Source organism: Sphingomonas sp. GW821-FHT04B01 (assembly GCF_059420425.1).
This window is the reverse complement of sequence record NZ_JBWKTR010000001.1, coordinates 836,671-860,679: the sequence shown is the minus strand read 5'-3', so window position 1 is coordinate 860,679 and position 24,009 is coordinate 836,671. Positions and strand designations below refer to the sequence as shown.

Here is a 24,009-nt window from a genome sequence, read left to right as displayed (position 1 = left end):
GCGATCCGCACGCCCGCCTGTCCCGGAATGACCCGCGACGTCAGAATGATTGCGGTCCCAACTACGGATCGGCTATCGCCGCCGTAACGATAAGGCGACCGGGGGGTCGCCACGGGAGGGCAGAATGCACGCCATGTCACCGACGGAGGTCTTCCTCCTCGCGATCCTCATCATCTTCACCTTGCCGTGGCTGGTCTGGCGGGTCGGGCGCACCGATTATTGGGCGCCGCTGGTCGTCGTGCAGATCATCGGCGGCATCCTGCTCGGGCCGGGCGTGCTCGGCGCGATCTTCCCCGATTATTATGCCTTCGTCTTCACCGCGCCGACGATGAGCGCGCTCAACGGCATCGCCTGGTGGTCGGTGATGCTGTTCGTCTGGGTGGCGGGGCTCGAGCTCGACCTCGGCGAGGCGTGGCGCCGCCGCCGCGAGACCGGGGTCACCGCCGGCCTCGCGCTCGGCGTGCCGCTGGTCGCGGGCAGCGTCGCGGCGCTGATCATGCTCCGCTATCCCGGCTGGCGCGGCGCCGACGGAGCCGACTGGCAGGTCGTGCTCGGCATCGGCATGGCCTGCGCGGTCACCGCCTTGCCGATCCTCGTGCTGCTGATGGAGAAGCTCGACATCCTGCGCGAACCGCTCGGCCAGCGCGTGCTGCGCTACGCCAGCCTCGACGATATCGCGATCTGGGGCGTGCTCGCGCTGATCCTGCTCGACTGGGAGCGGGTCGGGCGGCAGGGCGGCTTCCTCGTCGGCTTCGCCATCGCCACCTGGGCGATCCGCAAGCTGCTGCGCGCGCTCGGCGAGAACGACCGCTGGTACGTCGGGCTGATCTGGCTCGCTTTGTGCGGCTTCGCGGCGGACTGGGCCGGGCTGCACTTCATGGTCGGCGCCTTTCTGGCGGGTGCGGTGCTCGATGCGCGCTGGTTCGGCGAGGCGCGGATGGACCGCTTCCGCCAGACCATCCTGCTCGCGGTGATGCCGGTCTATTTCCTGTCGACGGGTCTCAAGACGCAATGGGGCGTGGGGGGCGCGGCGGTGTTCGCCGTCGCCGCGCTGCTGCTCGCCGCCTCGGTCGGCGGCAAGCTCGCCGGCATCCACCTCGCCGGCCGCATCCTCAAATGGCCGAAGGGCGACGCCAAGGCGATCGGCTGGCTGCTTCAGACCAAGGCGCTGATCATGATCATCTTTGTCAACATCCTGTTGGACAAGAAGATCATCACCAACGAGACGTTCACCGCGCTGCTGCTGATGGCGGTGGCGAGCACGATGCTGACGATCCCGGTCGTCGCACCGCTGCTCCGGCGCGACCCGGCGTTGAGGAAACGCGGATTCTGACCGGCAAGCCGCCACGGAACGGCGCCTCACGCCGATCCGTGGCGCCGGCCACCAATCGCCCCTCCGAAAAATCCAACGAATCCAGTTCCACGGTGTATGGCACGACTAATGCACTCTGTGTGACGTCGCCGCTTGGTGCGACATCATCCGCAAGGGGCCATCATGTCCGCCATCCTCCGTACCGCCGCTCTGTGTGCCATCGTGACCGGCGCTGCCAGCTCGGCGCTCGCCGCGAAGAAGCCGCCCGTCGTCATCGTTCCCGCGCGCGTCATCGCCGACCCGGCCGCCAGGATCTGCATGCCGCGTAGCACCAGCCCGTTGATCGCCAAGGACAAGTCGCTGCCGGAGACTATGTGCGAAACGGTCGCGGCGTGGGCCGGCGCACGGCGTCACGATCCGCGCCAAGTGAGTCCTCGCCGCCCGGCGCCCCAAAGGCGCCGGGCGAGACTCAATCGAGGTTCGGCCGCAGCCAGCGTTCCGCCTGTTTGACGTCCACCCCGCGCCGTGCGGCATAATCGGCCACCTGATCCTCGCCGATCCGCGCCACGCCGAAATATTCCGCCTGCGCATGGCCGAAATAGAAGCCGCTGACCGCCGCGGTCGGCAGCATCGCGAAGCTCTCGGTCAGCTCCAGCCCGGCATTGCCCTCGACATCGAGCATGTCGAACAGCATCCGCTTGAGGCTATGCTCGGGACAGGCGGGATAGCCCGGCGCCGGCCGGATACCGCGATATTGCTCACGCACCAGCGCCTCGTTGGTGAGCTGCTCGTCGGGCGCATAGCCCCACAGGTCGCGGCGGACGTGCGCGTGCAGCGCCTCGGCGAACGCCTCCGCGAGGCGATCCGCCAGCGCCTTCAGCAGGATGTCGTTGTAATCGTCGTTGTCGGCCTTGAACCGCGCGATATGCGCGTCGATGCCGTGGATGCCGACCGCGAAGCCGCCCATCCAGTCGCCCGCCGGATCGATGAAATCGGCGAGGCACATATTCGCCCGCCCCTCGCGCTTGGCGATCTGCTGGCGCAGGAACGGCAACCGCACGCTCGCCTCCCGCGTGCGGTCGAGATTGGGGATGTGGAAGCCTTCGGGAATGCTCGCGCCATCGGGGCTGCGATGCGAGTCGCGATGCTCGGTATAAACCCAGACGTCGTCGTCGTGGCGATGGCACGCCCAGAGCCCGGCGACGCCGCGCGCGGTCAGCCATTTCTCGGCGATGATCGTATCGAGCATCGCCTGCGCGTCCTCGTACAGGCCGGTCGCGCTGGTGCCGACCACCTCGTCGGTGAGGATCGCTGGGAAATTGCCGGCGAGTTCCCAGGCGCGGAAGAACGGCGTCCAGTCGATATACTGGCGCAGGTCGGCAAGGTCCCAATCGTCGAACACATGGATGCCAGGCTTGGCGACCGGCGGTGCCTTGAGCGCCATATCGGCGACGAAGCCGCGCTTGCGCGCCTCGGCGAGCGGCAGCAGGTCGTTCTGCCCCTTGTTGGCGCGCGCCAGCCGCACCTTCTCGTAATCCTCGGCGACGCCAGCGACATAGGCGTCGCGCTGCGTGTCGGAGACGAGCGTCGTCGCGACGCCGACCGCGCGGCTCGCGTCGAGCACATGGACGATCGGCCCGTCATAGGCGGGCGAGATGCGCAGCGCGGTATGCACCTTCGACGTCGTCGCGCCGCCGATCAGCAGCGGCATCGTCATGCCGGCGCGCTTCATCTCCTCGGCGACGGTCACCATCTCGTCGAGGCTCGGGGTGATGAGCCCCGACAGGCCGATCATATCGGCGTCATTCTCGTTCGCCGCCTCGATGATCTTGGTCCACGGCACCATCACGCCGAGATCGACCACGTCGAAGCCGTTGCACTGGAGCACGACGCCGACGATGTTCTTGCCGATATCGTGGACGTCGCCCTTCACCGTCGCCATGACGATCTTGCCCTTGCCCTTGGCGCCGGGCTCCTTGGCCGCCTCGATGAACGGCAGCAGATGCGCCACCGCCTTCTTCATCACACGCGCGCTCTTCACCACCTGCGGCAGGAACATCTTGCCCGATCCGAACAGGTCGCCGACGACGTTCATTCCGTCCATCAGCGGCCCCTCGATCACCTCGATCGGCCGTGCGAATTGCTGGCGGCATTCCTCGGTATCGTCGACGACATGCGCGTCGATGCCCTTGACCAGCGCATATTCCAGCCGCTTGGTGACGGGAAGCGAGCGCCATTCCGCCGCCGCTTTCTCCGCCACCGCATCGGTGCCGCGATATTTCTCCGCGAGCGCGACGAGCCGGTCGCCCGCCTCGGGATCGCGGTTGAGGATGACGTCCTCGCACGCCGTCCGCAGCTCGGGATCGATCGTGTCATAGACGTCGAGCTGGCCGGCGTTGACGATCGCCATGTCCATCCCCGCGGGAATGGCATGATAGAGGAACACCGAATGCATCGCGCGGCGCACCGGCTCGTTGCCGCGAAAGCTGAACGACAGGTTCGACAGGCCGCCCGAGATATGGACGTGCGGGAGCCTCGCCTTGATCTCGCGGCACGCCTCGATGAAGTCGACGCCGTAATTGTTATGCTCCTCGATCCCCGTCGCAACTGCGAAGACGTTGGGATCGAAGATGATGTCCTCGGGCGGAAAGCCGATGCCGATCAGCAGCTCATAGGCGCGCGAACAGATCTCGACCTTGCGCTCCTTGGTGTCCGCCTGCCCGACCTCGTCGAACGCCATGACGACGACGGCCGCGCCATAGGCCATGCACTTGCGCGCATAGTGCAGGAACGCCTCCTCGCCTTCCTTCATGCTGATCGAATTGACGATCGGCTTGCCGGACACGCATTTCAGCCCCGCCTCGATCACGTCCCACTTGGACGAATCGACCATCACCGGGATGCGCGCGATATCGGGCTCGGCCTGGATCAGCTTGAGGAAGGTCGTCATCGCCTCGTGCGCGTCGAGCAGGCCCTCGTCCATGTTGACGTCGAGCACCTGCGCGCCCGCCTCGACCTGTTGCAGCGCCACCGCGACCGCAGCGGGGTAATCGCCGGCCATCACCAGCTTCTTGAAGCGCGCCGAGCCGGTGACGTTGGTGCGCTCGCCGATATTGACGAACTGGGCGGAGGAAATGGTCATGGATTATCCGAGAAACGAGCAAGCAAATCGGTGAGGGCGGCTTCGTCCGCGATCTCGCCATCGGATCGGTAGCGTTCGACTTCGACGTGGCCGTCTTCGAACACCTCGATCTCCCACCGTTCGCCCGGCACCGCCGCATCGATCAGAAGCGCATCGTCCCTGATGCTGGTGATCGTGTGGTGGATACGTGCGGCGTTGAGCCGCGCGATGATGTCGAAGGGAGTCATGCCGCCATCGTGAACGGCTCGAGTCCGGCCAGCCGCGTCCGCACCGGTGCGACCGGCACCGGCCGCGGCGTCACCCCGCGCGCCATCTCGGCGATCGCCTTGATATGCGCCGGGGTCGAACCGCAGCAGCCGCCGAGCACGTTGACCTGCCCCGCCTGCGCCCATTCGCCGACCAGCCCCGCGGTGGTCGCCGGCGCCTCGTCATAGGCGCCGAGTTCGTTGGGCAGGCCGGCATTGGGGTAGATCATGATCAGCGTGTCGCAGATCTCGCTCAGCGTCTTCACATGCGGTCGCAACTGCTCCGCACCGAACGAGCAGTTGAGCCCGATCGTCAGCGGCTTGGCATGGCGCACCGCATGCCAGAACGCCTCGACGGTATGGCCCGACAGGTTGCGCCCCGACAGATCGGTCAGCGTCATCGACATCATGATCGGCAGGTCGCGCCCCAATGCGTCCCCCGCCTCCAGCGCCGCCATGATCCCCGCCTTGGCGTTGAGCGTGTCGAACACCGTCTCGATCAGGACGAAGTCGGCACCGCCCTCGACCAAGGCGTCGATCTGCTCGCGATACACGTCCTTGAGATAGTCGAAGTCGATCTCGCGATAGCCGGGATCGTTGACGTCGGGCGACAGCGACAGCGTCTTGTTGGTCGGCCCGATCGCCCCGGCGACGAAGCGCGGACGCCCGTCCTTCGCCTGGAACTCGTCGGCGACGCGCCGCGCCATCCTCGCGCTCTCGACGTTGATCTCGCGGACCAGATGCTCGGCGCCGTAATCGGCCTGACTGATCTTGTTGGCGGAGAAGGTGTTGGTCTCGGCGATATCCGCCCCCGCCTCGAAATAGGCGCGGTGGATCGACTCGGGCACCTCCGGCTTGGTCAGCGCGAGGATGTCGTTGTTGCCCTTCTGGTCATGGCTCAGGCCGAGCGTGCCGGCATAATCCGCCTCGGACAGCTTCCAGTTCTGGATCTCGGTGCCGAACGCGCCGTCGGTGATCAGGATGCGCTTGGCGGCCTCGGCAAGGAATGTGTCGCGTGTGGTCATGCTACGTCCGATCTCAACTTAAGTCCTCCCCCGCAAGGGGGAGGGGGACCGCTCGGCGTCAGCCGAGTGGTGGTGGGGGAGGACACGATATGCTTCCAATGAAGCGCCACCCTGTCCTCCCCCTCCGTCACCGCTTCGCGGCGCCACCTCCCCCTTGCGGGGGAGGAATTGTTCACGCCGCCGCGACGCTCGCCACCGGCTTCGACCGCACCCCCAGCAGGTGGCAGATCGCGAACGCCAGCTCGGCCCGGTTGAGCGTGTAGAAATGCAGCGACTTCACCCCGCCCGCATAGAGCTTGCGGCTCAGCTCCGCCGCCAGCGTCGCCGCGATCAGTTGCCGCGACGCCGGATGATCCTCCAGCCCGTCGAACAGCCGCGCCATCCACGCCGGCACCTCGGTGCCGCACATCTTGCTCATCCGCACGACGCTGGCGAAATTGGTCACCGGCATGATCCCCGGCACGATCTCGGCGTCGATCCCCGCCGCGGCGACCTGATCGCGATAGCGGAAGAAGGTCTCGGGCTCGTGGAAGAATTGCGTGATCGCACGCGTCGCACCCGCGTCAAACTTGCGCTTCAGATTGTCGATGTCCGCCGACATGTCGGGCGAATCGGGATGGCATTCGGGATAGGCCGCCACCGAAATCTCGAACGGATGCAGTCGCTTGAGCCCGGCGACCAGCGCCGCCGCATTCTCATACCCGCCCGGATGGCTGGCGAACTTCGCCCCCGCCGCGGGCGGATCGCCGCGCAGCGCGACGATATGCCGCACGCCCGCCGCCCAATATTCCTCGGCGACCTGATCGATCTCCGCCTTGGTCGCCTCGACGCAGGTCAGATGCGCCGCCGCCGCCAGTGACGTCTCGCGCTGGATCCGCGCCACCGTGGCGTGCGTCCGTTCGCGCGTCGAGCCGCCCGCGCCATAGGTTACCGACACGAAGCTCGGCGCGAGCGGCTCGAGCGTCCGCACCGCATCCCAGAGCTGCTCTTCCATCTTCTCGTTCTTGGGCGGGAAGAATTCGAACGAAACGTCGATATCCCCCGCGACGTCCGCATAGAGCGGCGCCTTGAGCGCGATCTGCGCCTCTTCGAGCTGGTTCACCGAAATCGTCATGCCACCCCAACCTTTTTCAAAGGTACTTCACGCAGGCTCGCGCCCGATTTGCGTCCGAGCCACAATGTCACCGTCAATTCGCCGCCCTTGAGCGTCTCGGTCCGCGCGAGCGCGAGCCCGGCATTGCCGAACCAGCCCGCGATCTGGTCGTCCGCGAAGCCCAGCCGGGTATGCGCGTCGCGCGTGCGCAGATCCTCGCGATCGTGCGGCGCGAAGTCGACGATCAGCAACCGCCCGCCCTGCCCCAGCACGCGCGCCGCCTCGGCGATCGCCGCACCGGGCTGCTGCGCGAAATGCAGCACGTGGTGCAGGATCGCGACATCCGCCGCGCCGTCCGCCATCGGCAGCGCATAGAGGTCCGCCTGGCGCAGTTCGGTATTGGCGCGGTCGTGCAGCTTGGCGCGGGCGAGCCGCAGCATCTCCGACGACCGGTCGATACCGAGCGCGCTGTCCGCCTGGTCGCCGAACAGTTCGAGCATCCGCCCGGTGCCGGTGCCGATGTCGATCAGGCTGCCGAGTGGTCCGTCGCCCAGCACCTGCGCCATCGCCGCCTCGACCTCGCTCTCGGCGATATGGAGCGAGCGGATCGCATCCCATTCGTCGGCATGGCCCTCGAACCATTGCGCCGCGCTCGCCGCGCGATCGGCGCGCACCGCGGCGAGCCGCGCGGCGTCGGCGACCGCCCAATGATCGGGCTCGGTCTTGTGCCACTGGTCGATCGCGACCGCGACCGGACCCGTCGCCGCCGCCCGGCCGAGCGCGACGAACACCCAGCTCCCCTCCTTGCGCCGCTCGGCGAGGCCGGCGTCGCACAGGATCTTCACATGGCGGCTGACGCGCGGCTGGCTCTGGCCGAGCACCTGCGCCAGCTCACCCACCGACAGCTCCATCGTGCGCAGCAGCGAGAAGATGCGCAGCCGCGTGGCATCGGCTAAGGCACGGAAGATATCGAGCGCGAGGGTCATGTCGCATCAACATATAAAGATATCTTTATATGCGGTCAACGCGGACCCGAACCGGCCGACCCGCGTTTGCGCGAGGTTAGTGAACTTACCGGGAGATTATCGATGAAGCGCCTGCTGATCCTCGCCGCCCCGTTGGCCGTGGGCCTCGCCGCGTGCAGCCAGAACGCCCAGAACGAGACCGCCGACGCCGCCAACGCGATCGCCGCGGACACCGAAGCGACGACGCGCAACGCCGTCAGCGACGTCGACGCCGCCACCGACCGCGCCTTCGGCTCGGCCGAGCGCCACATCGACAATGCCGGCGACCATCTCGACAACGCCGCCGCCCATGCCGACGACCGCCTCGACCGCGCTGGCGATGCGATCAGCAACGGCGCCGACCGCGCCGCCGACGCCACCGGCAACGCGCTCGAGCGCGCCGGCCGCTCGCTCAAGAACTGATGCCGCGGGGGGACGATCGCCGGTCGCGCCTGCTGGCGGCGGCCGTCCTCCCCTTGGCGCTGCTCGCCTGTTCGCGCGGCGGCGGCGACGATCCCGGCACGGTCAGCGCCGACGAAGCCGCCCAGCTCAACGACGCCGCCGCGATGCTCGACGCCAACAGCATCGACCTCGACGCCGTCACCTCCAACGACACGGACGCCCAGCCATGACCCTGCGCCGCTTAGGCTCGACCGACCTCCGCATCGCCCCGCTCGTCCTCGGCGGCAACGTCTTCGGCTGGACGGCCGACCGTGCGGCGAGCTTCGCCGTGCTCGACGCCTTCGTCGCCGGCGGCGGCACGATGATCGACACCGCCGACGTCTATTCGGCCTGGGTCGACGGCCATCGGGGCGGCGAGTCCGAGACGATGATCGGCGAATGGCTGAAGGCCAGCGGCAAGCGCGATTCGGTGCTGCTCGCCACCAAGGTCGGCATGCTCCCCGGCGAAGGCGGCGAGAAGCTCGCCCCCGCCCGTATCGCCGCCGCCGCCGAGGCGTCGCTCAAGCGGCTCGGCACCGACCGGATCGACCTCTATTACGCGCATCAGGACGACGACGGCGTGCCGCAGGAGGCGGTGCTTGAGGCATTCGGCCGGCTGATCGACGCGGGCAAGGTCCGCGTCATCGGCGCCTCCAACTTCCACGCCGCGCGGCTGAAATCGGCGATCGACGCCGCCAAGGCGCACGACCTGCCGCGCTATCACGTGCTCCAGCCCGAATATAACCTCGTCAGCCGCCACAAGTTCGAAGGCGAGCTGCAGGACTATTGCGTCACCGAGAACATCGGCGTGCTGCCCTATTACGGCCTCGCCTCGGGCTTCCTCACCGGCAAGTACCGCAGCAAGGACGACCTCGGCCAAAGCGTTCGCGGCGGCCGCATGACCGAATTGCTCGACGGCAAGGGCGCCGACGTGCTGACCGCGATGGACGGCGTCGCGGAGGAGACCGGCGCGAGCCACGCACAGATCGCGCTGGCGTGGCTGATCGCGCAGCCGGGCGTCACCGCACCGATCGCGAGCGCGACCAAGGTGGCGCAGTTGGAAGACCTGCTTCCGGCGATGGAGCTGGAACTCAGCAAGTATCAGCTCGAACGCCTGACCAACGCCGGCGCCTAGGAGAGGTCAGGCCGTCGCGCCGGCGGCGAGTCGTGGGTTCGCCCCGAAGCGATTGTCGGTGGCATCCCCCGCCTTGAACACGAAGAACAAGTCGACGAGAAAGCCGAGGTACGGCACGCCCGAAGCGACCACCCACCATCCCGACAGGTCCATGTCATGCAGCCGTCGCACTTTCACGGCCAAGCCGGGAACGATCAGCGCGAGCACGACGATGCCGCAGAGGGCCACCGCCCAGTCATGGCTGGCCGGCTTGTCCAGCGCGTCGCCGAGACAGAAGGCGGCAAACAGCGCCATCCACAGGATCACGCTGAAGCACAGGAACTCGCGCCGGGTGGATCGACCGTGGAAGTCCGTATAGAGGCGGAAGGGCCGCGTCACGTATTTGGGCAGCATCGGGCGATCCCGTTCCTTGGACCGGTCGGGCGCACCAGCCCGCGGGCTGGATCGGCCGGCCGATGACCGTGCCCACTCGCGGCGCGCTCCGAGACATCAGGGCAAACGGCGCGGTGGACCATGATGTCATCATAGACAGCCAACGCGATGAAACGTGCCGCCGGGCCAAATATGGCAGGGGGACGCAGAGCGTGCCTGATCCGACGCTGATGGACGTACTTTAGAAAAGATTTTGATCGCGCGAAGACGCGAAGACGCAAAGGTGTCGCGCTCCGGGCGAGCGTGGCCCTGTCATCATAATCGCTTGGTATGACGGACCACGACCGCGGCGACCGCAACACCTTCGCGTCTTCGCGTCTTCGCGCGAATCATCATTTCGCTACTTATGCCGATCGCCAACAAAGCGAGAACGACACTCCCGCCCCCGTCACCCCGGAACTAGTCCGGGGTGACGGGGGCGGATAGATCGATTCCCCACCCCGCCCCATCCTCATGCGGCGAACTGGTTCATCGTATTGTGCGCGCCGCCCGCCTTGAGCGCCGCCTCGCCGGCGAAATACTCCTTGTGATCGTCGCCGATGTCGGAGCCCGACATGTTCTGGTGCTTCACGCACGCGATGCCTTCGCGGATCTCCTTGCGCTGCACGCCCTTGACGTAGCCGAGCATCCCCGCCTCCCCGAAATACTCGCGTGCGAGATTATCGGTCGACAGCGCCGCGGTGTGATAGGTCGGCAGCGTGATGAGGTGATGGAAGATGCCCGCCCGCGCCGCTGCATCCTTCTGGAAGGTGCGGATGCGGTCGTCCGCCTCGGCGCCCAGCTCGGTCGCGTCATAGTCGACCGACATCAGCCGCGCGCGGTCATAGGCGGACACGTCGCGCCCCGCCTCGACCCAGGCGTCATAGACCTGCTGGCGGAAATTGAGCGTCCAGTTGAAGCTGGGGCTGTTGTTGTAGACGAGCTTGGCGTCGGGAACGACCTCCCGGATGCGGTCGACCATCGACGCGATCTGCTCGATATGCGGCTTCTCGGTCTCGATCCACAACAGGTCGGCGCCATTCTGCAGGCTGGTGATGCAATCGAGCACGCAGCGGTCCGCCCCCGTCCCCTCGCGGAACTGGAACAGGTTGGACGGCAACCGCTTCGGCCGCAGCAGCTTGCCGTCGCGACTGATGACGACGTCGCCGTTGCCGACCTCGGCCACGTCGATCTCGTCGCAGTCGAGGAAGCCGTTATATCGGTCGCCGAGATCGCCGGGCGCCTTCGAATAGGCGATCTGCTTGGTCAGGCCGGCGCCGAGCGAATCGGTACGGGTGACGATGATGCCGTCGTCGACGCCGAGCTCGAGGAAGGCGTAGCGGCAGGCGCGCACCTTCGCGAGGAAGTCCTCGTGCGGCACGGTGACCTTGCCGTCCTGATGACCGCATTGCTTCTCGTCGCTGACCTGATTCTCGATCTGGAGCGCGCAGGCCCCCGCCTCGATCATCTTCTTGGCCAGCAGATAGGTCGCCTCGGCATTGCCGAAGCCCGCGTCGATATCGGCGATGATCGGCACGACATGCGTCTGGTGGTTGTCGATCGCCTGCGTCAGCCGCTGCGCCTCGATGTCGTTGCCGGCGGCGCGGGCGTGATCGAGATCGCGGAACAACAGGCCGAGTTCGCGCGCATCGGCCTGCCGCAGGAAGGTGTAGAGCTCTTCGATCAGCGCGGGGACGCTGGTCTTCTCGTGCATCGACTGGTCGGGCAGCGGGCCGAAGTCGCTGCGCAGCGCCGCGACCATCCAGCCCGACAGGTAGAGATAGCGCCGGTCGGTGGTGCCGAAATGCTTCTTGATGCTGATCATCTTCTGCTGGCCGATGAAGCCATGCCAGCAGCCGAGCGACTGGGTGTAGGCGGACGGATCGGCATCATAGGCGGCCATGTCGCGGCGCATGATCGCGGCGGTGTAGCGCGCGATGTCGAGTCCGGTGCGGAAGCGGTTCTGGAGACGCATGCGCGCGACCGATTCCGCGTCGATCCCGCCCCAGGTCGCCTGTCCGCCGATGAGGTCGCGCGCGCCGCCGATCTGCTGCTGGTAGGTCATGTCACATCCTCGCTTGGGTCCGAATGCGAGGATATGTACCTAAATTGACACCCTCGAACGCCGGATATCAACGTGAAAGCGAGTTATCTTGTCACAATTCATGACATTCCGTTGTTTGGCTGTATGCTCTTTTACATTCAGTCGCCGGCGAAGGTGAAGCCGGAGACGCCGCGATCGCGCTCGTTGATGAGCAGCGCCCGCCCGGCGGGCGGTGCCGAGCGCTGCGGGCAATCGGTACGATGACAGGCGCGACAGCCGAGGCCGATCGGCGTCGCATCGCCCTTGAGATCGACCCCGCGCGCCACCGCGAGCGCGCCGCCCAGCTCCGCCGCGACGCCGATGCCGACCGCGAATTCGGCGAGCACGCCGCCATAGCGGCGACGCTGCGGCGTGACGGTGCGCGCGATCGTCAGCCAGCGCGCGCCATCCTCCAGGTCGACGAGCTGCACCGCGAGACTGCCCGGCCGGTCGAAGGCGTGGTGAAGCCGCCACAACGGGCATCGCCCCTCCGCCTCGGCGAGCGGCGACGCGCTCGCCCCCGAAAAGCGCTTGGAACATTGGCCCGCGCGATCGATGCGGATCAGGAAGAAGGGCAGGCCGCGCGCACCGACGCGATGCAGCGTGGTGAGCCGGTGCGCCACCTGCTCGAACCCCGCCCCGAACCGGCGCTGCAACAGTTCGAGGTCGTAGCCGGTCGATTCGCACGCCCGCAGGAAGCGCGCATAGGGCATCATCACCGCCGCGGCGAAATAGCTGGCGAGATGGCGGCGGAACAGCCGCTCACCCGACCGGTCGGCGAAATCGGCGCCCTTGGCGAGCGCATCGATCTCGGCGCGCGCCTCGATCTGCGCGAGCTGATAGGCGGCGGCGAAGGTCCGCGACGCCGGATCAAGCACCTCGCTCAACTGCAACTGGCGCGCGTGCAGGTCCAGCCGGCGCAACAGGTCGGGCATCACGTCCATCGGCAGGATACGGATGGTAAGCTGATGCTTGACGCGCAGCCGCTCGGCGATCGCGCCGTACAGGTCGCCCGCGCCGAGCCGCAATTCGTCGGCGAGCGCCTCCGCCGCGCTGTCGAGATCGGCGAAATGGCCGCGCCAGCGTTCGATCTCGCGGCGCACCTCGGCGACCGGATCGACGCCGTCCGACACGCCGCTGCCCCCGCCCGCGCCGAGCCGGTCATAGGCGCGGGCGAACGCCTCCGCACCACCCGGCGCGCCGGCGAGCCATTCGCCGACTTCGTTACGATCGATTTCGAGGTCCGCGAACATCGGGTCCGCCAGCCGCCGCCGCATTGCCGCATCGCCGCCGCCCGGCTCGCCCGCGGTCAGCGCGCGCGGATCGAAATCGTAGGATTCGGCGAGCTTGACCAGCAGGGTCGCCGACAAGGGCCGTTGATTGCGCTCGACGAGGTTGAGATAGCTCGAAGAAATCGCCAGCACCTCGGCCATCGCCGCCTGCGTCAACCCCGCCTGCCGGCGCAGCCGGCGCACCGCGTGGCCGGCAAACAATTTACGTTCCGCCATCCCTACTCCTTGCCCGCTCGAAGATCGGGTATGGGCAAGACCTTGTCAATTCCTTACATCCTGACCGGAACGTATGTCCGCGCGGTGGACAAGACGACCCTGCCCGGACGCATCGCCCCACTGCCCCCGCTCCGCGACTGTAGCTAACGGATTTCCCAAGAGTTTCCTGGGGAGGAAAGGTGGCCGTCGGCGTCTCGTACGCCGGCGGCCATTCCCGTTCCGCCTCCGCCGCGGGAGCCACACCACCGGTTCGCGCGTAACCCCTGCGACAATCAGACCGACGACAGGGAACAGGCATGACTCAGGGGCTGACCGCGCGGATCCGCGAGAATATCGTCCTGTACGGCGCGCTCGCGGCGAATCTCGGCATCGGGGTGGCCAAGTTCGTCGCGGCGGGGATTACCGGTTCCTCGTCGATGCTGACCGAGGGCGTGCATAGCTGCGTCGACAGCGGCAACCAGATCCTGCTGCTCTACGGCCAGCATCGCGCCAAGCGGCAGCCCGACGCCATCCACCCCTTCGGCTATGGCCGCGAACTGTATTTCTGGGCATTCGTCGTCGCGATCCTGATCTTCGCGGTCGGCGCGGGCGTGTCGGTCTACGAGGGTTATCTGCACATCCTCGAACCCGAGCCGCTGCGCGATCCCCTGGTCAATTATATCGTGCTGGCGATCGCCTTCGCGATGGAAGGCGCGTCGTGGTTCATCGCGATGCGCGAGTTCGCCAAGGCGAAGGGCGACAGCGGCTGGTGGCGTGCGATCCGGCAGAGCAAGGATCCGGCCGGATTCATCGTCCTGTTCGAGGATTCGGCGGCGCTCGCCGGGCTGGTCATCGCCGGCATCGGCGTCTGGGCGAGCCATGCCTTCGCCGATCCGCGCATCGACGGCGTCGCCTCGATCCTGATCGGCCTGATCCTCGGGCTGGTCGCGATGCTGCTGGCACGCGAGGCGAAGGGGTTGCTGATCGGCGAGCGTGCCAACCCGCAGGTGGTCGAGACGGTGCGCGGCATCGTCGCCGCGCATCCGGCGGTGAGCGCCGTCAACCACGTCCGCACGATCCACACCGCGCCGGATGCGATCTTCGTCGCGGTCAGCGCCGATTTCGTCGATACCGTCACGATGGGCGATGGCGAGACGATCATCGAGGAGATGGAGGACCGATTGCGCGAGGCGGTCCCGACCCTGTCCTCGATCTACATCCGCCCCGAAAAACGCGAGAATGCCGCGACGTTGACGACGATACAGGCCGATACGACGCCAGCCGCGACCTGACGGAAAATCGGCCGCGCCGGCGCCGGGCCGGAGTCATCGGTGACTTTTCCCCGCGAATCCATCGGCTAAACTGGCTGCGACGGGATTATAACGGAATCGGCGGGCCGGTCCCGTCGCCCGACGGCGGCACCGTCGGGCATTCCCAGCGTCATTTTGTCACGAACTCGTCACATCCGCGGTGCACCGCGCCATTATGGCTACAACGGTTTCCGCCGCGTCGACACCCACCTCCTCGCACGGTCCGCGCCTCGACGCGCATCTGCATCCGGCGGGGCGGTGGATCTTCCTCGCCGTCCTGATCGGCGCGCTGGGCTATGCGGGGGGCAGCGTCATCTCCGATACCGCCGAGGTCGGCGAGACGCTGGCGACCGGTGTCTTCCTGTTCCTTGCGCTGGCGCTGCTGATCGCGCTCGGGTTCGAATTCGTCAACGGCTTCCACGATACCGCCAATGCGGTGGCGACGGTGATCTACACGCACGCCATGCCGGCGCCGCTCGCAGTGATCTGGTCGGGGTTCTTCAACTTCCTCGGCGTACTGCTGTCGTCGGGTGCGGTCGCCTATTCGATCGTCACGTTGCTGCCGATCGAACTGATCCTCCACATCGGCTCGGCCGGCGGGTTCGCGATGATCTTCGCGCTGCTGCTCGCCGCGGTGCTGTGGAACCTCGCCACCTGGTATGTCGGCCTGCCCAATTCGTCGAGCCACGCGCTGATCGGTTCGATCCTCGGCGTCGGCCTCGCCAACCAATTGCTGTCGCGCGGGCTCGGCGGCACCTCCGGGGTCGACTGGAGCCAGGCGCAGAAGGTGCTGACCGGCCTGCTGTTCAGCCCGCTCGTCGGTTTCATCGGCGCGCTGGTGCTGCTGCTGGTGATGAAGCGGTTCATGCGCGATCCCAAGCTCTACAGCGCGCCACGGACCGACGCGCCGCCGCCGCGCGGCATCCGCGCGACGCTCATCCTCACCTGCACCGCGGTCAGCTTCGCGCACGGCAGCAACGACGGGCAGAAGGGCATGGGGCTCATCATGCTGATCCTGATCGGCTGCGCCCCCACCGCCTATGCGCTCAACCGCACCGTGCCGCAGAGCGAGATGCCCGCCTTCGTCGCGCAGGCACGCTCGGCCGAGGCGATCTTCGCCCGCCAGCCGGGACCGGAGCCGCGCTCGATCGACGTCGCGCGCGCGACGGTGACGCAGGGTCTCGCCACCCGCAACATCGATACGCCCGCGGTCTATGGCGCGCTGTCGTCGCTGTCGCGCGACGTCGGCGACCGGCTGGCCAGCTACGGCTCGCTCGACAAGGTGCCCGCGGCGGCGACGCCCAATCTGCGCGGCGACATGTATCTGGTGCTCGACGCCAGCAAGATGGTGGTCGCCGACGAGGGCGCGCAGGCCCGCTTCACCGCGCAGGATATCGAAGGGATCAAGAGCTACGGCGGCGCGCTCGAAAAGGGCACGCGCTTCATCCCCTTCTGGGTCAAGGTCACCGTCGCGATCGCGCTGGGGCTGGGCACGATGGTCGGCTGGCGGCGGATCGTCGTCACCGTCGGCGAACGGATCGGCAAGACCCACCTCACTTACGGCATGGGCATGTCGGCGGAGCTGGTCACCGCGGCGACCATCCTGCTCGCCGACCGCTTCGGTCATCTGCCGGTCTCGACGACGCATATCCTGTCCTCGGGTGTCGCCGGCGCCTCGGTGGCGAACGGCGCCGGGCTGCAATGGCGGACGATCCGCAACATGGCGCTCGCCTGGGTGATGACGCTGCCCGCGGCGATGCTGCTCGCCGGCGGACTCTATTGGGCGCTGCTCACCGTGCTGCGGACGACGATGGCGGCCTGAGCCACGGGCGCGAGCCCGACGCGGCGCGCCCGGCGTATTTGGTCCGTTTCGGATATCGCAACACGATCGTCACGCTGCCGTGATCGCAGCGTCACATCCCTCTGGCATGTCGGCATCGGGGGCAGCGGGCCCCGGGGGGCCGATCATGACCACCAAAGATGTGAGCAGCGCCGACGTTCTTGCCTTTCTGCCGCAGCGGCCGATCGTCGCCGAGCGGTCGGACATCGCCCGGCGCCGGTTTCGCACCATCTGGATCTCCGACGTCCATCTCGGCACGCGCGGCTGCAACGCCGACATGCTGATCGACTTCCTCGACCATGTCGACAGCGAGCAGCTGTATCTGGTCGGCGACATGATCGACGGCTGGCGGCTCAAGAAGAAATTCTACTGGCCCGCGGCGCATAACGACGTCGTCTGGCGGCTGATGAAGCGCGCCAAGCGCGGCACCCGCGTCACCTACATTCCCGGCAACCACGACGAGGTGTTCCGCCAGTTCGCCGGCATGGACTTCGGCGGCGTCAAGATCCGCCGCAAGGCGATCCACATCACCGCCGACGGCCGCCGCCTGCTGGTGCTGCACGGCGACGAATTCGATGCGATCACGCTCGCCCACCGCTGGCTCTCCCTGGTCGGCGACAGCGCCTATACCGCACTCATGGTCCTCAACCGCTGGGTCAATGCGGCGCGGCGGCGGCTCGGCATGCCCTATTGGTCGCTGTCGAAGCATGCCAAGGCCAAGGTCAAGAATGCGGTCGCCTTCATCTCGCGCTTCGAGGAGGTGGTGGCGCATGCGGCGGGGTCGCGCGGCGTCGACGGGGTCGTCTGCGGCCATATCCATACCGCCGAGATCCGCCAGATCGGCGATATCGCTTATTACAACGACGGCGATTGGGTCGAAGGCTGCACCGCGCTGGTCGAACATTTCGATGGCCGGATGGAATTGCTGCTGTGGGGCGACGAGATCGCTGCACGGGTCGCGACGGAGCGCGCCGCGAGCCGCGCCGGGACGATCGCCGCCTGATGCGGGTCGCGCTGGTCACCGACGCGTGGCAACCGCAGGTCAATGGCGTCGTCCGCACGCTCAGCGCGATCAAACGCGAAGTCGAGGCGCAGGGGCATGAACTGCTCGTCGTCTCGCCCGAGCGGTTCGCCAGCCTGCCCTGCCCGAGCTATCCCGAAATCCGCCTGGCGCTCGCCGGCGGGCGCAGCATCGGCCGGCTGATCCGCGCCTTCGACGCCGATGCGATCCATATCGCCACCGAAGGACCCCTGGGCGTCGCGGCGCGGCGCTGGTGCCTCGCCAAGGGGCTGCGCTTCACCACCGCCTATCACACGCAATTCCCCGATTACGTCGCGGCGCGGACCGGTGTCAGCGCGGAATGGATCTGGCGCTACATCCGCTGGTTCCACGCTCCCGCCGACGCGATCCTGACCTCGACGCCGTCGGTCGATGCCGCGTTGCGCGCGCACGGCCTCAGCCGGTTGCGGCGGTGGGGACGCGGCGTCGATCTCGCCGTCTTCTCGACCGAAGGCGCGACCGATCCGGCGATCATGGCCCTGCCGGGACCGATCCAGCTCTACGTCGGCCGGGTCGCGGTGGAGAAGAATATCGAGGCGTTCCTCGACACGCGGGTGGCGGGCACAAAAGTGGTGGTCGGCGACGGACCGGCGCGGGCGACGCTCGCCGCGCGCTATCCCGCCGCGTACTTCCTCGGTCCGCGGTTCGGCGAGGCGCTCGCCGCCGCCTATCGCAGCGCCGACGTTCTGGTCTTCCCGAGCCGGACCGACACGTTCGGGCTGGTGATGATCGAGGCGCTCGCCTGCGGCACCCCCGTCGCGGCGCTGCCGGCGCCGGGACCGGTGGATGTGCTGTGCGCCGACGTCGGCGCGATCGACGATGATCTGGAAACGGCGATCGCCGCGGCGCTGACGCGAAACCCGGGCGCCTGCGTGGATTATGCAGCGCACTTCACCTGGGAAGCGAGCGCACGCCAGTTCCTCGACAGCCTCGCGCCGATCCGGGTGGCGGAGGCGTGCGCCGCATAACCACGGATCGCCGTACCGGTGACAGCGAAGGTCGGGTTCACGCGAAGACGCAAAGGCGCGAAGGAAGAAGGAGAATCGTTGTTCGCGCAGAGGTGCAGAGACGCAAAGATGTCTCGACCGGCGCGAAGCGCCCCTTGTATCCATGGGAAGGAAACAGCCGCTGCCGCGGCGACACCCTCTCCGCGCCTCTGCGCCTCTGCGCGCAAAACCCTTCTCCTTCCTTCGCGTCTTCGCGCGAATCACACCGTCAACAGGAAGACGTCCGGACGATGACCCATCGCCCGGACACCCCGTTCACCTGGCCGTTGTCGAAGCGGGACGCACCTGCGGATCGTCCACGTCCAGCCCGCCGCCGAGCGACCGATGCACTTCCACCAGATTGATGCCGCGGTTCAGCCGCGTCGTCACCAGTTGCTCTGCGCGGCAAAATTTGTTGTTCGCGCAGAGGCGCAGAGGCGCAGAGATGTCTCGGCCGGCGCGGAGCGCCCCTCATATCCATGGGGAGGAAACAGCCGCTGCCGCGGCGACACCCTCTCTGCGCCTCTGCGCCTCTGCGCGCAAAACCCTTCTTCTTCCTTCGCGTCTTCGCGCGAATCACACCGTCAACAGGAAGACGTCCGGACGATGACCCATCACCCGGACGCCCCGTTCACCTGGCCGTTGGCGGAGCAGGACGCACCTGCGGATCGTCGACGTCCAGCCCGCCGCCGAGCGACCGATACACTTCCACCAGATTGCTGCCGCGGTTCAGCCGCGTCGTCACCAGCTGCTGCTGCGCGGCATAAGCGGTGCGTTGCGAGTCGAGCGTGGTCAGGAACGATTCAACCCCGGCCCGGTAGCGCGCATCCGAGATCCGCAGCGCGACGTTCGCCGCCTCGACGCGCGCGGTCTGTGCGGCGACCTGCTCGTCGATCGTGCCACGCTGCGCCAGCGCATCGGCGACTTCGCGGAACGCGGTCTGTACCGTCTTCTCGTAGGTCGACACCGCCGACTGCTGCTGCGCGCGGGCGAGGTCGACGTTGCCGCGCAGACGGCCGCCGTCGAACAGCGGCAGCGAGACCGAGGGCGCACCGGTGTAGGTGAAGCTGCCGCCCGCAAACAGACCGCTGAGCGCGGTGCTGATCGTCCCCAGCGTCGCGGTCAGCGAGATGCGCGGGAACAGCGCGGCGCGCGCCGCACCGATATTGGCGTTCTGCGCGATGAGCTGATGCTCCGCCTGCAACACGTCCGGCCGGCGCAGCAGCACGTCGGAGGCGAGACCCGCCGGCAGCACCTGCAACGCGGCATCGCCATTGCCGAGGCCCTGCGGCAGCAACGGCGCGGCCACCGGCGCGCCGACGAGCAGATCGAGCGCATTCTTGTCCTGCGCCACCCGCGTCTTGAGCACGGCGATATCGTTGCGCGCACCCTGATAGGTGGTTTCCGCCTGCCGCGCCTCGAGCTCCGATGCCACGCCGATGCGGAATTGCGCGCGGGTCAGTTCGAGCGATTGCGCGAACGAGGCCAGCGAGCGCTGCGAGATGGCGAGCTGGTCCTGGTCCGACGCCAACGTCAGCCAGGCGGTGGCGATCTCGGCGATCAGGCTGATCCGCGTCGAGCGCTGTGCCTCCTCGGTGGCGAAATATTGCTCGAGCGCAGCGCGGTTGAGATTGCGCACCCGGCCGAATAGGTCGAGCTCGAACGCCGAGAAGCCGGCGTTGACCGAGTAGAATTCGAAGTTCGACGAACTCGAGCCCACGGTGCCCGCGGTGCCCCCACCGGCATTCGATCCGGTGCCGCCGGTGCCGGTGCCCCCGGTACCGGTGCCGCCCGTGCCCGTGCCGCCGGTACCCGTGCCCCCGCTTGCCGCGCCACCCAGCGTGCTCGCCGCACCCTGGATATTGTTGGTGTAGGTGCCCGACGCCGACAGCGTCGTCTGCGGCACCAGATCGGCGCGCTGGATGCGATATTGCGCCCGCGCCTGGAGCACGTTGGCCGCCGCGACGCGCAGGTCGCGGTTGTTCTCCAGCCCCAGCGCGATCGTGTTGCGCAGCCGTTCGTCGGTGAAGAAGTCGCGCCAGCCGATCTTGGTGACGTCGGGCGCGTCTGTCGCCGCCGCCGCATAGACGCCGCCCTGCGGCAGCGCCGCCGGCACTTCGCCCACCGGCCGGACGTATTTCGGCGCGAGGTTGCAGCCGGCGAGCGCGGTCGCGCCCAGCAGGCCGAGGAGGATCTTGCTCGTCATCACCACTCAGGCTCCCTGCGGCGCGGGCGTCGGCCCGTGCGCGCCGTCATCATGCGGACGCTCGTCGTCGGGACGATCGTCATGCCCCGCGTCCTTCGCACCGCGCTTGCCGTGCTCGTCGTGGCCGAACAGGCGGAGCACGACGACGAAGAACATCGGCACGAAGAAGATCGCGAGGATCGTCGCCGACAGCATGCCGCCGACCACCGCGCGGCCGATGGCATTCTGCCCGCCCGCGCCGGCGCCGGTCGAGATCGCCAGCGGCAGCACGCCGAAGATGAACGCCAGCGACGTCATCAGGATCGGGCGGAGGCGCAATTTGGCCGCCTCCACCGCGGCGTCGAAGGGTTTCATCCCCTCGTTGATCCGCTCTTCCGCGAATTCGACGATCAGGATCGCATTCTTCGCCGAGACGCCGATCGTCGTGATCAGGCCGACCTGCAGATAGATGTCGCTGTTGAGCCCGGTCAGCGTCGCGGCGAGCAACGCACCGATGATCCCCAGGGGCACCACCAGCATGACCGAGATCGGCACCGACCAGCTTTCGTACAGCGCGGCGAGGCAGAGGAAGACGATCAGCAGCGACAGGCCATACAGGGCCGGTGCCTGACCGCCGGACAGGCGCTCCTCATAGCTGAGCCCGGTCCATTCGAGCCCGGTACCGGGCGGCAGCTTGGCGTGCATCGCCTCGATCGCCTTCATCGCCGCGCCCGACGACACGCCCGGTGCCGGCTGGCCGAGGATTTCCATCGACGGCAGGCCGTTATAGCGGGTGAGCTGCGCCGGGGCCTGCGCCCAGGCGATCGTCGAGAAGGCGGTGAACGGCGCCATCGTGCCGGTCTCGCTGCGCACGTAGAAGTTGCCGAGATCCTCGGGCTTCAGACGATAGGCCGTGTCCGCCTGGATATAGACGCGCTTGACGCGGCCGCGATCGATGAAGTCGTTGACATAGGCGCCACCCCAGGCGGTCGAGATCGTATTGTTGACCGTGGTGAGGTCGAGCCCGAGCGCGCGCGCCTTGTCCTGATCGACCTCGATCTTGAGCTGCGGCGCGTCGTCGAGTGCGTTGGGACGCACGCCGGTCAGCGACTTGTCCTGCGACGCCATGCCGAGCAGCATATTGCGCGCCGCGAGCAATTTTTCGTGACCGATGCCCGCCTCGTCGACCAATTGCAGGTCGAAGCCGCTGGCATTGCCCAGTTCCTGCACCGCAGGCGGGATCACCGCGAAGATCAGTGCGTCCTTGAACTGCGAGAAGGCCCCCATCGCCCGTCCCGCGATTGCCTGCGCCTTGTTGGCGGCACCTTCACGATGCGACCATTCCTGCAACGGGATGAAGGCGATGCCGCTGTTCTGGCCCTGGCCGGCGAAGCTGAAGCCGTTGACGGTGAACACGCCCTGGACGTTGCCGCCCTCGTTCTTGAGGAAATGGTCCTTGATCGTGTCGAGGCCCTTCTGCGTCCGCGCGGTGGTGGCGCCCGGAGGCCCCTGCACCAGCGCGATCATGATCCCCTGATCCTCTTCGGGCAGGAAGCCGTTGGGCAGGCGGACGAACAGCACCGCCATGCCGACGACGATCAGCAGATAGACCAGCATCGACCGCTTCCAGCTGCGCGCGGTGCTGCGCACACCCTTCTCGTACCGGTTCTGGCCGCGCTCGAACTTGTCGTTGAACCAGCGGAAGAAGCGCGCGAGCGGCCCGTTGCCCTCGGTCCGGCTCGGATCGTGCGGCTTGAGGATCGTCGCGCACAGCGCCGGGGTGAGGATCAGCGCGACCGTCACCGACAGCACCATCGCCGAGACGATCGTGATCGAGAACTGGCGATAGATGACGCCGGTCGAGCCGCCGAAGAACGCCATCGGCAGGAACACCGCCGACAGCACCAGCGCGATGCCGACCAGCGCGCCGGTGATCTCGTCCATCGACTTGCGCGCCGCCTCCTTGGGGCTCAGCCCCTCGGTCTGGATCAGGCGTTCGACGTTCTCGACGACGACGATCGCGTCGTCGACCAATAGGCCGATGGCGAGCACCATGCCGAACAGCGTCAGCGTGTTGATCGAGAAGCCCGCCGCGCTGAGGATCGCGAACGTGCCGAGCAGCACCACCGGCACCGCGATCGTCGGGATCAGCGTCGCACGGAAGTTCTGCAGGAACAGGAACATCACGAGGAAGACGAGGATCACCGCCTCGATCAGCGTGTGGACGACCTGCTCCACCGACAGCCGCACGAACGGCGACGTGTCATAGGGGTAGATGACCTTGACGTCGGGCGGGAACTGCTTGGCGATGGCGTTGACGCGCGTCTTCACCGCCTCGACCGTGTCGAGCGCGTTGGCGCCCGGCGCCAGCTTGATGCCGATGCCCGAGGCGGGCTTGCCGTTCCACTGCGACGAGAAGCCGTAATTCTCGGCACCGATCGCGACGCGCGCAACGTCGCCGAGCCGCACCACCGAACCGTCGGTGTTGCTCTTCAGCCGGATCGCAGCGAATTGCTCGGGCGAGGTCAGGCGCGATTCCACCGAGACGGTGGCGTTGAGCATCTGCTCCTTGGGGGCCGGCTGCGCGCCGATCTGGCCTGCAGACACCTGCGCGTTCTGCGCGGTGATCGCCGACGTCACGTCGGTCATCGTCAGCGCGTAATTGTTGAGCTTGATCGGATCGACCCAGATCCGCATCGCATATTGCGAGCCGAACACCTGCGTATCGCCGACGCCGTTCACACGGGCGAGCGGGTCCTGCAGCTTGGACGCGATATAGTCCGACAGGTCCGAATCGTTGTGCGTGCCGTTCTCGGAATAGAGGCCGACGAACATCAGGAAGTTCTGCGTCGCCTTGGCGACGATCAGCCCCTGACGCTGCACCTCCTGCGGCAACAGCGGCGTCGCCGCCTGCAATTTATTCTGGACCTGGACCTGCGCGATGTCGGGATCGGTGCCCTGTTCGAAGGTCAGCGTGACGGTGACAGTGCCGGCCGAGGACGACGAGGAGGAGAAATAGCGAAGGTTGTCGATCCCCTTCATCTGCTGCTCGATGATCTGCGTCGTCGTATTTTCGAGCGTGGTCGCGTCGGCACCCGGATAGGTGGCGGTGATCGACACCGCGGGCGGCGCGATCGCCGGGAACTGCGCGATCGGCAGCGAGCGGATCGCGATGACGCCGGCGAGCATCAGGATGATCGCGATCACCCAGGCGAAGATCGGCCGGTCGATGAAATAGCGGGCCATGAGC

At 67.3% G+C, this 24,009-nt stretch carries 19 protein-coding genes; 8 read left to right on the top strand and 11 right to left on the bottom strand.

Annotated elements, in window-relative coordinates:
• The first annotated feature begins 124 nt into the window (after window positions 1-124).
• Complete coding sequence (locus AC07UH_RS04180; RefSeq protein WP_495179262.1) at window positions 125-1,333, top strand: cation:proton antiporter; 1,209 nt, start codon at window positions 125-127, stop codon at window positions 1,331-1,333.
• Window positions 1,334-1,476: 143 nt separating this feature from the next.
• Here the strand turns inward: AC07UH_RS04180 and AC07UH_RS04175 are convergent, their stop codons facing one another.
• From AC07UH_RS04175 to AC07UH_RS04150, 6 genes are all read right to left on the bottom strand, one after another.
• Window positions 1,477-1,662 carry a hypothetical protein gene (locus AC07UH_RS04175; RefSeq protein ID WP_495179263.1) on the bottom strand — a complete coding sequence of 62 codons (186 nt, stop codon included), beginning with the start codon at window positions 1,660-1,662 and terminating at the stop codon, window positions 1,477-1,479.
• A 119-nt stretch (window positions 1,663-1,781) separates the two neighbouring features.
• A complete protein-coding gene (gene metH / locus AC07UH_RS04170) occupies window positions 1,782-4,454 on the bottom strand; it encodes a methionine synthase (protein WP_495179264.1) in 2,673 nt (890 codons plus the stop codon).
• On the bottom strand, window positions 4,451-4,681 hold the full coding sequence (locus AC07UH_RS04165) for a hypothetical protein (protein WP_495179265.1): 231 nt from the start codon (window positions 4,679-4,681) through the stop codon (window positions 4,451-4,453). Before AC07UH_RS04165 ends, metH begins: the two co-directional genes overlap by 4 nt.
• Window positions 4,678-5,724: a homocysteine S-methyltransferase family protein gene (locus AC07UH_RS04160; protein WP_038663207.1), complete on the bottom strand. Its 1,047-nt coding sequence runs from the start codon at window positions 5,722-5,724 to the stop codon at window positions 4,678-4,680. The genes AC07UH_RS04165 and AC07UH_RS04160 overlap by 4 nt, the downstream gene beginning before the upstream one ends.
• Before the next feature lie 172 nt (window positions 5,725-5,896).
• Window positions 5,897-6,838, bottom strand: coding sequence for a methylenetetrahydrofolate reductase [NAD(P)H] (gene metF, locus AC07UH_RS04155; protein ID WP_495179266.1), 942 nt, complete (start codon window positions 6,836-6,838; stop codon window positions 5,897-5,899).
• Window positions 6,835-7,803, bottom strand: a complete 969-nt coding sequence (locus tag AC07UH_RS04150) for an ArsR/SmtB family transcription factor (protein WP_038663214.1) — start codon at window positions 7,801-7,803, stop codon at window positions 6,835-6,837. The genes metF and AC07UH_RS04150 overlap by 4 nt, the downstream gene beginning before the upstream one ends.
• Before the next feature lie 102 nt (window positions 7,804-7,905).
• On the opposite strand from AC07UH_RS04150, the gene AC07UH_RS04145 reads away from it, so the two are divergent.
• From AC07UH_RS04145 to AC07UH_RS04135, 3 genes are read left to right on the top strand one after another with little or no spacing between them, the layout of a single operon-like run.
• Window positions 7,906-8,244 carry a hypothetical protein gene (locus AC07UH_RS04145; RefSeq protein WP_038663217.1) on the top strand — a complete coding sequence of 113 codons (339 nt, stop codon included), beginning with the start codon at window positions 7,906-7,908 and terminating at the stop codon, window positions 8,242-8,244.
• Window positions 8,244-8,453 carry a hypothetical protein gene (locus AC07UH_RS04140; RefSeq protein ID WP_038663219.1) on the top strand — a complete coding sequence of 70 codons (210 nt, stop codon included), beginning with the start codon at window positions 8,244-8,246 and terminating at the stop codon, window positions 8,451-8,453. Before AC07UH_RS04145 ends, AC07UH_RS04140 begins: the two co-directional genes overlap by 1 nt.
• A complete protein-coding gene (locus AC07UH_RS04135; RefSeq protein WP_495179267.1) occupies window positions 8,450-9,397 on the top strand; it encodes an aldo/keto reductase in 948 nt (315 codons plus the stop codon). The genes AC07UH_RS04140 and AC07UH_RS04135 overlap by 4 nt, the downstream gene beginning before the upstream one ends.
• A gap of 6 nt (window positions 9,398-9,403) precedes the next feature.
• On the opposite strand, the gene AC07UH_RS04130 is transcribed toward AC07UH_RS04135, so the two are convergent.
• The 3 genes from AC07UH_RS04130 to AC07UH_RS04120 all read right to left on the bottom strand — a co-directional run bounded on the left by AC07UH_RS04130 (window position 9,404) and on the right by AC07UH_RS04120 (window position 13,399).
• A complete protein-coding gene (locus tag AC07UH_RS04130) occupies window positions 9,404-9,790 on the bottom strand; it encodes a DUF805 domain-containing protein (protein WP_495179268.1) in 387 nt (128 codons plus the stop codon).
• Between the two features lie 490 nt (window positions 9,791-10,280).
• The gene (locus tag AC07UH_RS04125; RefSeq protein WP_495179269.1) at window positions 10,281-11,873 is read right to left on the bottom strand and encodes an isocitrate lyase; all 1,593 of its coding nucleotides are present in this window, start codon (window positions 11,871-11,873) and stop codon (window positions 10,281-10,283) included.
• A 137-nt stretch (window positions 11,874-12,010) separates the two neighbouring features.
• Window positions 12,011-13,399, bottom strand: coding sequence for a helix-turn-helix domain-containing protein (locus tag AC07UH_RS04120; protein ID WP_495179270.1), 1,389 nt, complete (start codon window positions 13,397-13,399; stop codon window positions 12,011-12,013).
• Between the two features lie 296 nt (window positions 13,400-13,695).
• On the opposite strand from AC07UH_RS04120, the gene AC07UH_RS04115 reads away from it, so the two are divergent.
• The 4 genes from AC07UH_RS04115 (at window position 13,696) to AC07UH_RS04100 (ending at window position 18,556) form a co-directional block, all read left to right on the top strand.
• Window positions 13,696-14,670 (top strand): cation diffusion facilitator family transporter, encoded by a 975-nt coding sequence (locus AC07UH_RS04115; RefSeq protein WP_137899125.1) that lies wholly within the window; start codon window positions 13,696-13,698, stop codon window positions 14,668-14,670.
• 193 nt (window positions 14,671-14,863) lie between these two features.
• Entirely contained in the window at window positions 14,864-16,510 is a 1,647-nt protein-coding gene (locus AC07UH_RS04110; protein WP_137899126.1) for an inorganic phosphate transporter, read from the top strand.
• Between the two features lie 145 nt (window positions 16,511-16,655).
• On the top strand, window positions 16,656-17,531 hold the full coding sequence (locus AC07UH_RS04105) for a UDP-2,3-diacylglucosamine diphosphatase (protein WP_137899127.1): 876 nt from the start codon (window positions 16,656-16,658) through the stop codon (window positions 17,529-17,531).
• Window positions 17,531-18,556 carry a glycosyltransferase family 4 protein gene (locus AC07UH_RS04100; RefSeq protein ID WP_495179271.1) on the top strand — a complete coding sequence of 342 codons (1,026 nt, stop codon included), beginning with the start codon at window positions 17,531-17,533 and terminating at the stop codon, window positions 18,554-18,556. The genes AC07UH_RS04105 and AC07UH_RS04100 overlap by 1 nt, the downstream gene beginning before the upstream one ends.
• A 649-nt stretch (window positions 18,557-19,205) precedes the next feature.
• On the opposite strand, the gene AC07UH_RS04095 is transcribed toward AC07UH_RS04100, so the two are convergent.
• Window positions 19,206-20,780: an efflux transporter outer membrane subunit gene (locus AC07UH_RS04095; protein WP_495179272.1), complete on the bottom strand. Its 1,575-nt coding sequence runs from the start codon at window positions 20,778-20,780 to the stop codon at window positions 19,206-19,208.
• A 6-nt stretch (window positions 20,781-20,786) separates the two neighbouring features.
• On the bottom strand, window positions 20,787-24,005 hold the full coding sequence (locus tag AC07UH_RS04090) for an efflux RND transporter permease subunit (RefSeq protein ID WP_495179273.1): 3,219 nt from the start codon (window positions 24,003-24,005) through the stop codon (window positions 20,787-20,789).
• Between the last annotated feature and the right edge of the window lie 4 nt (window positions 24,006-24,009).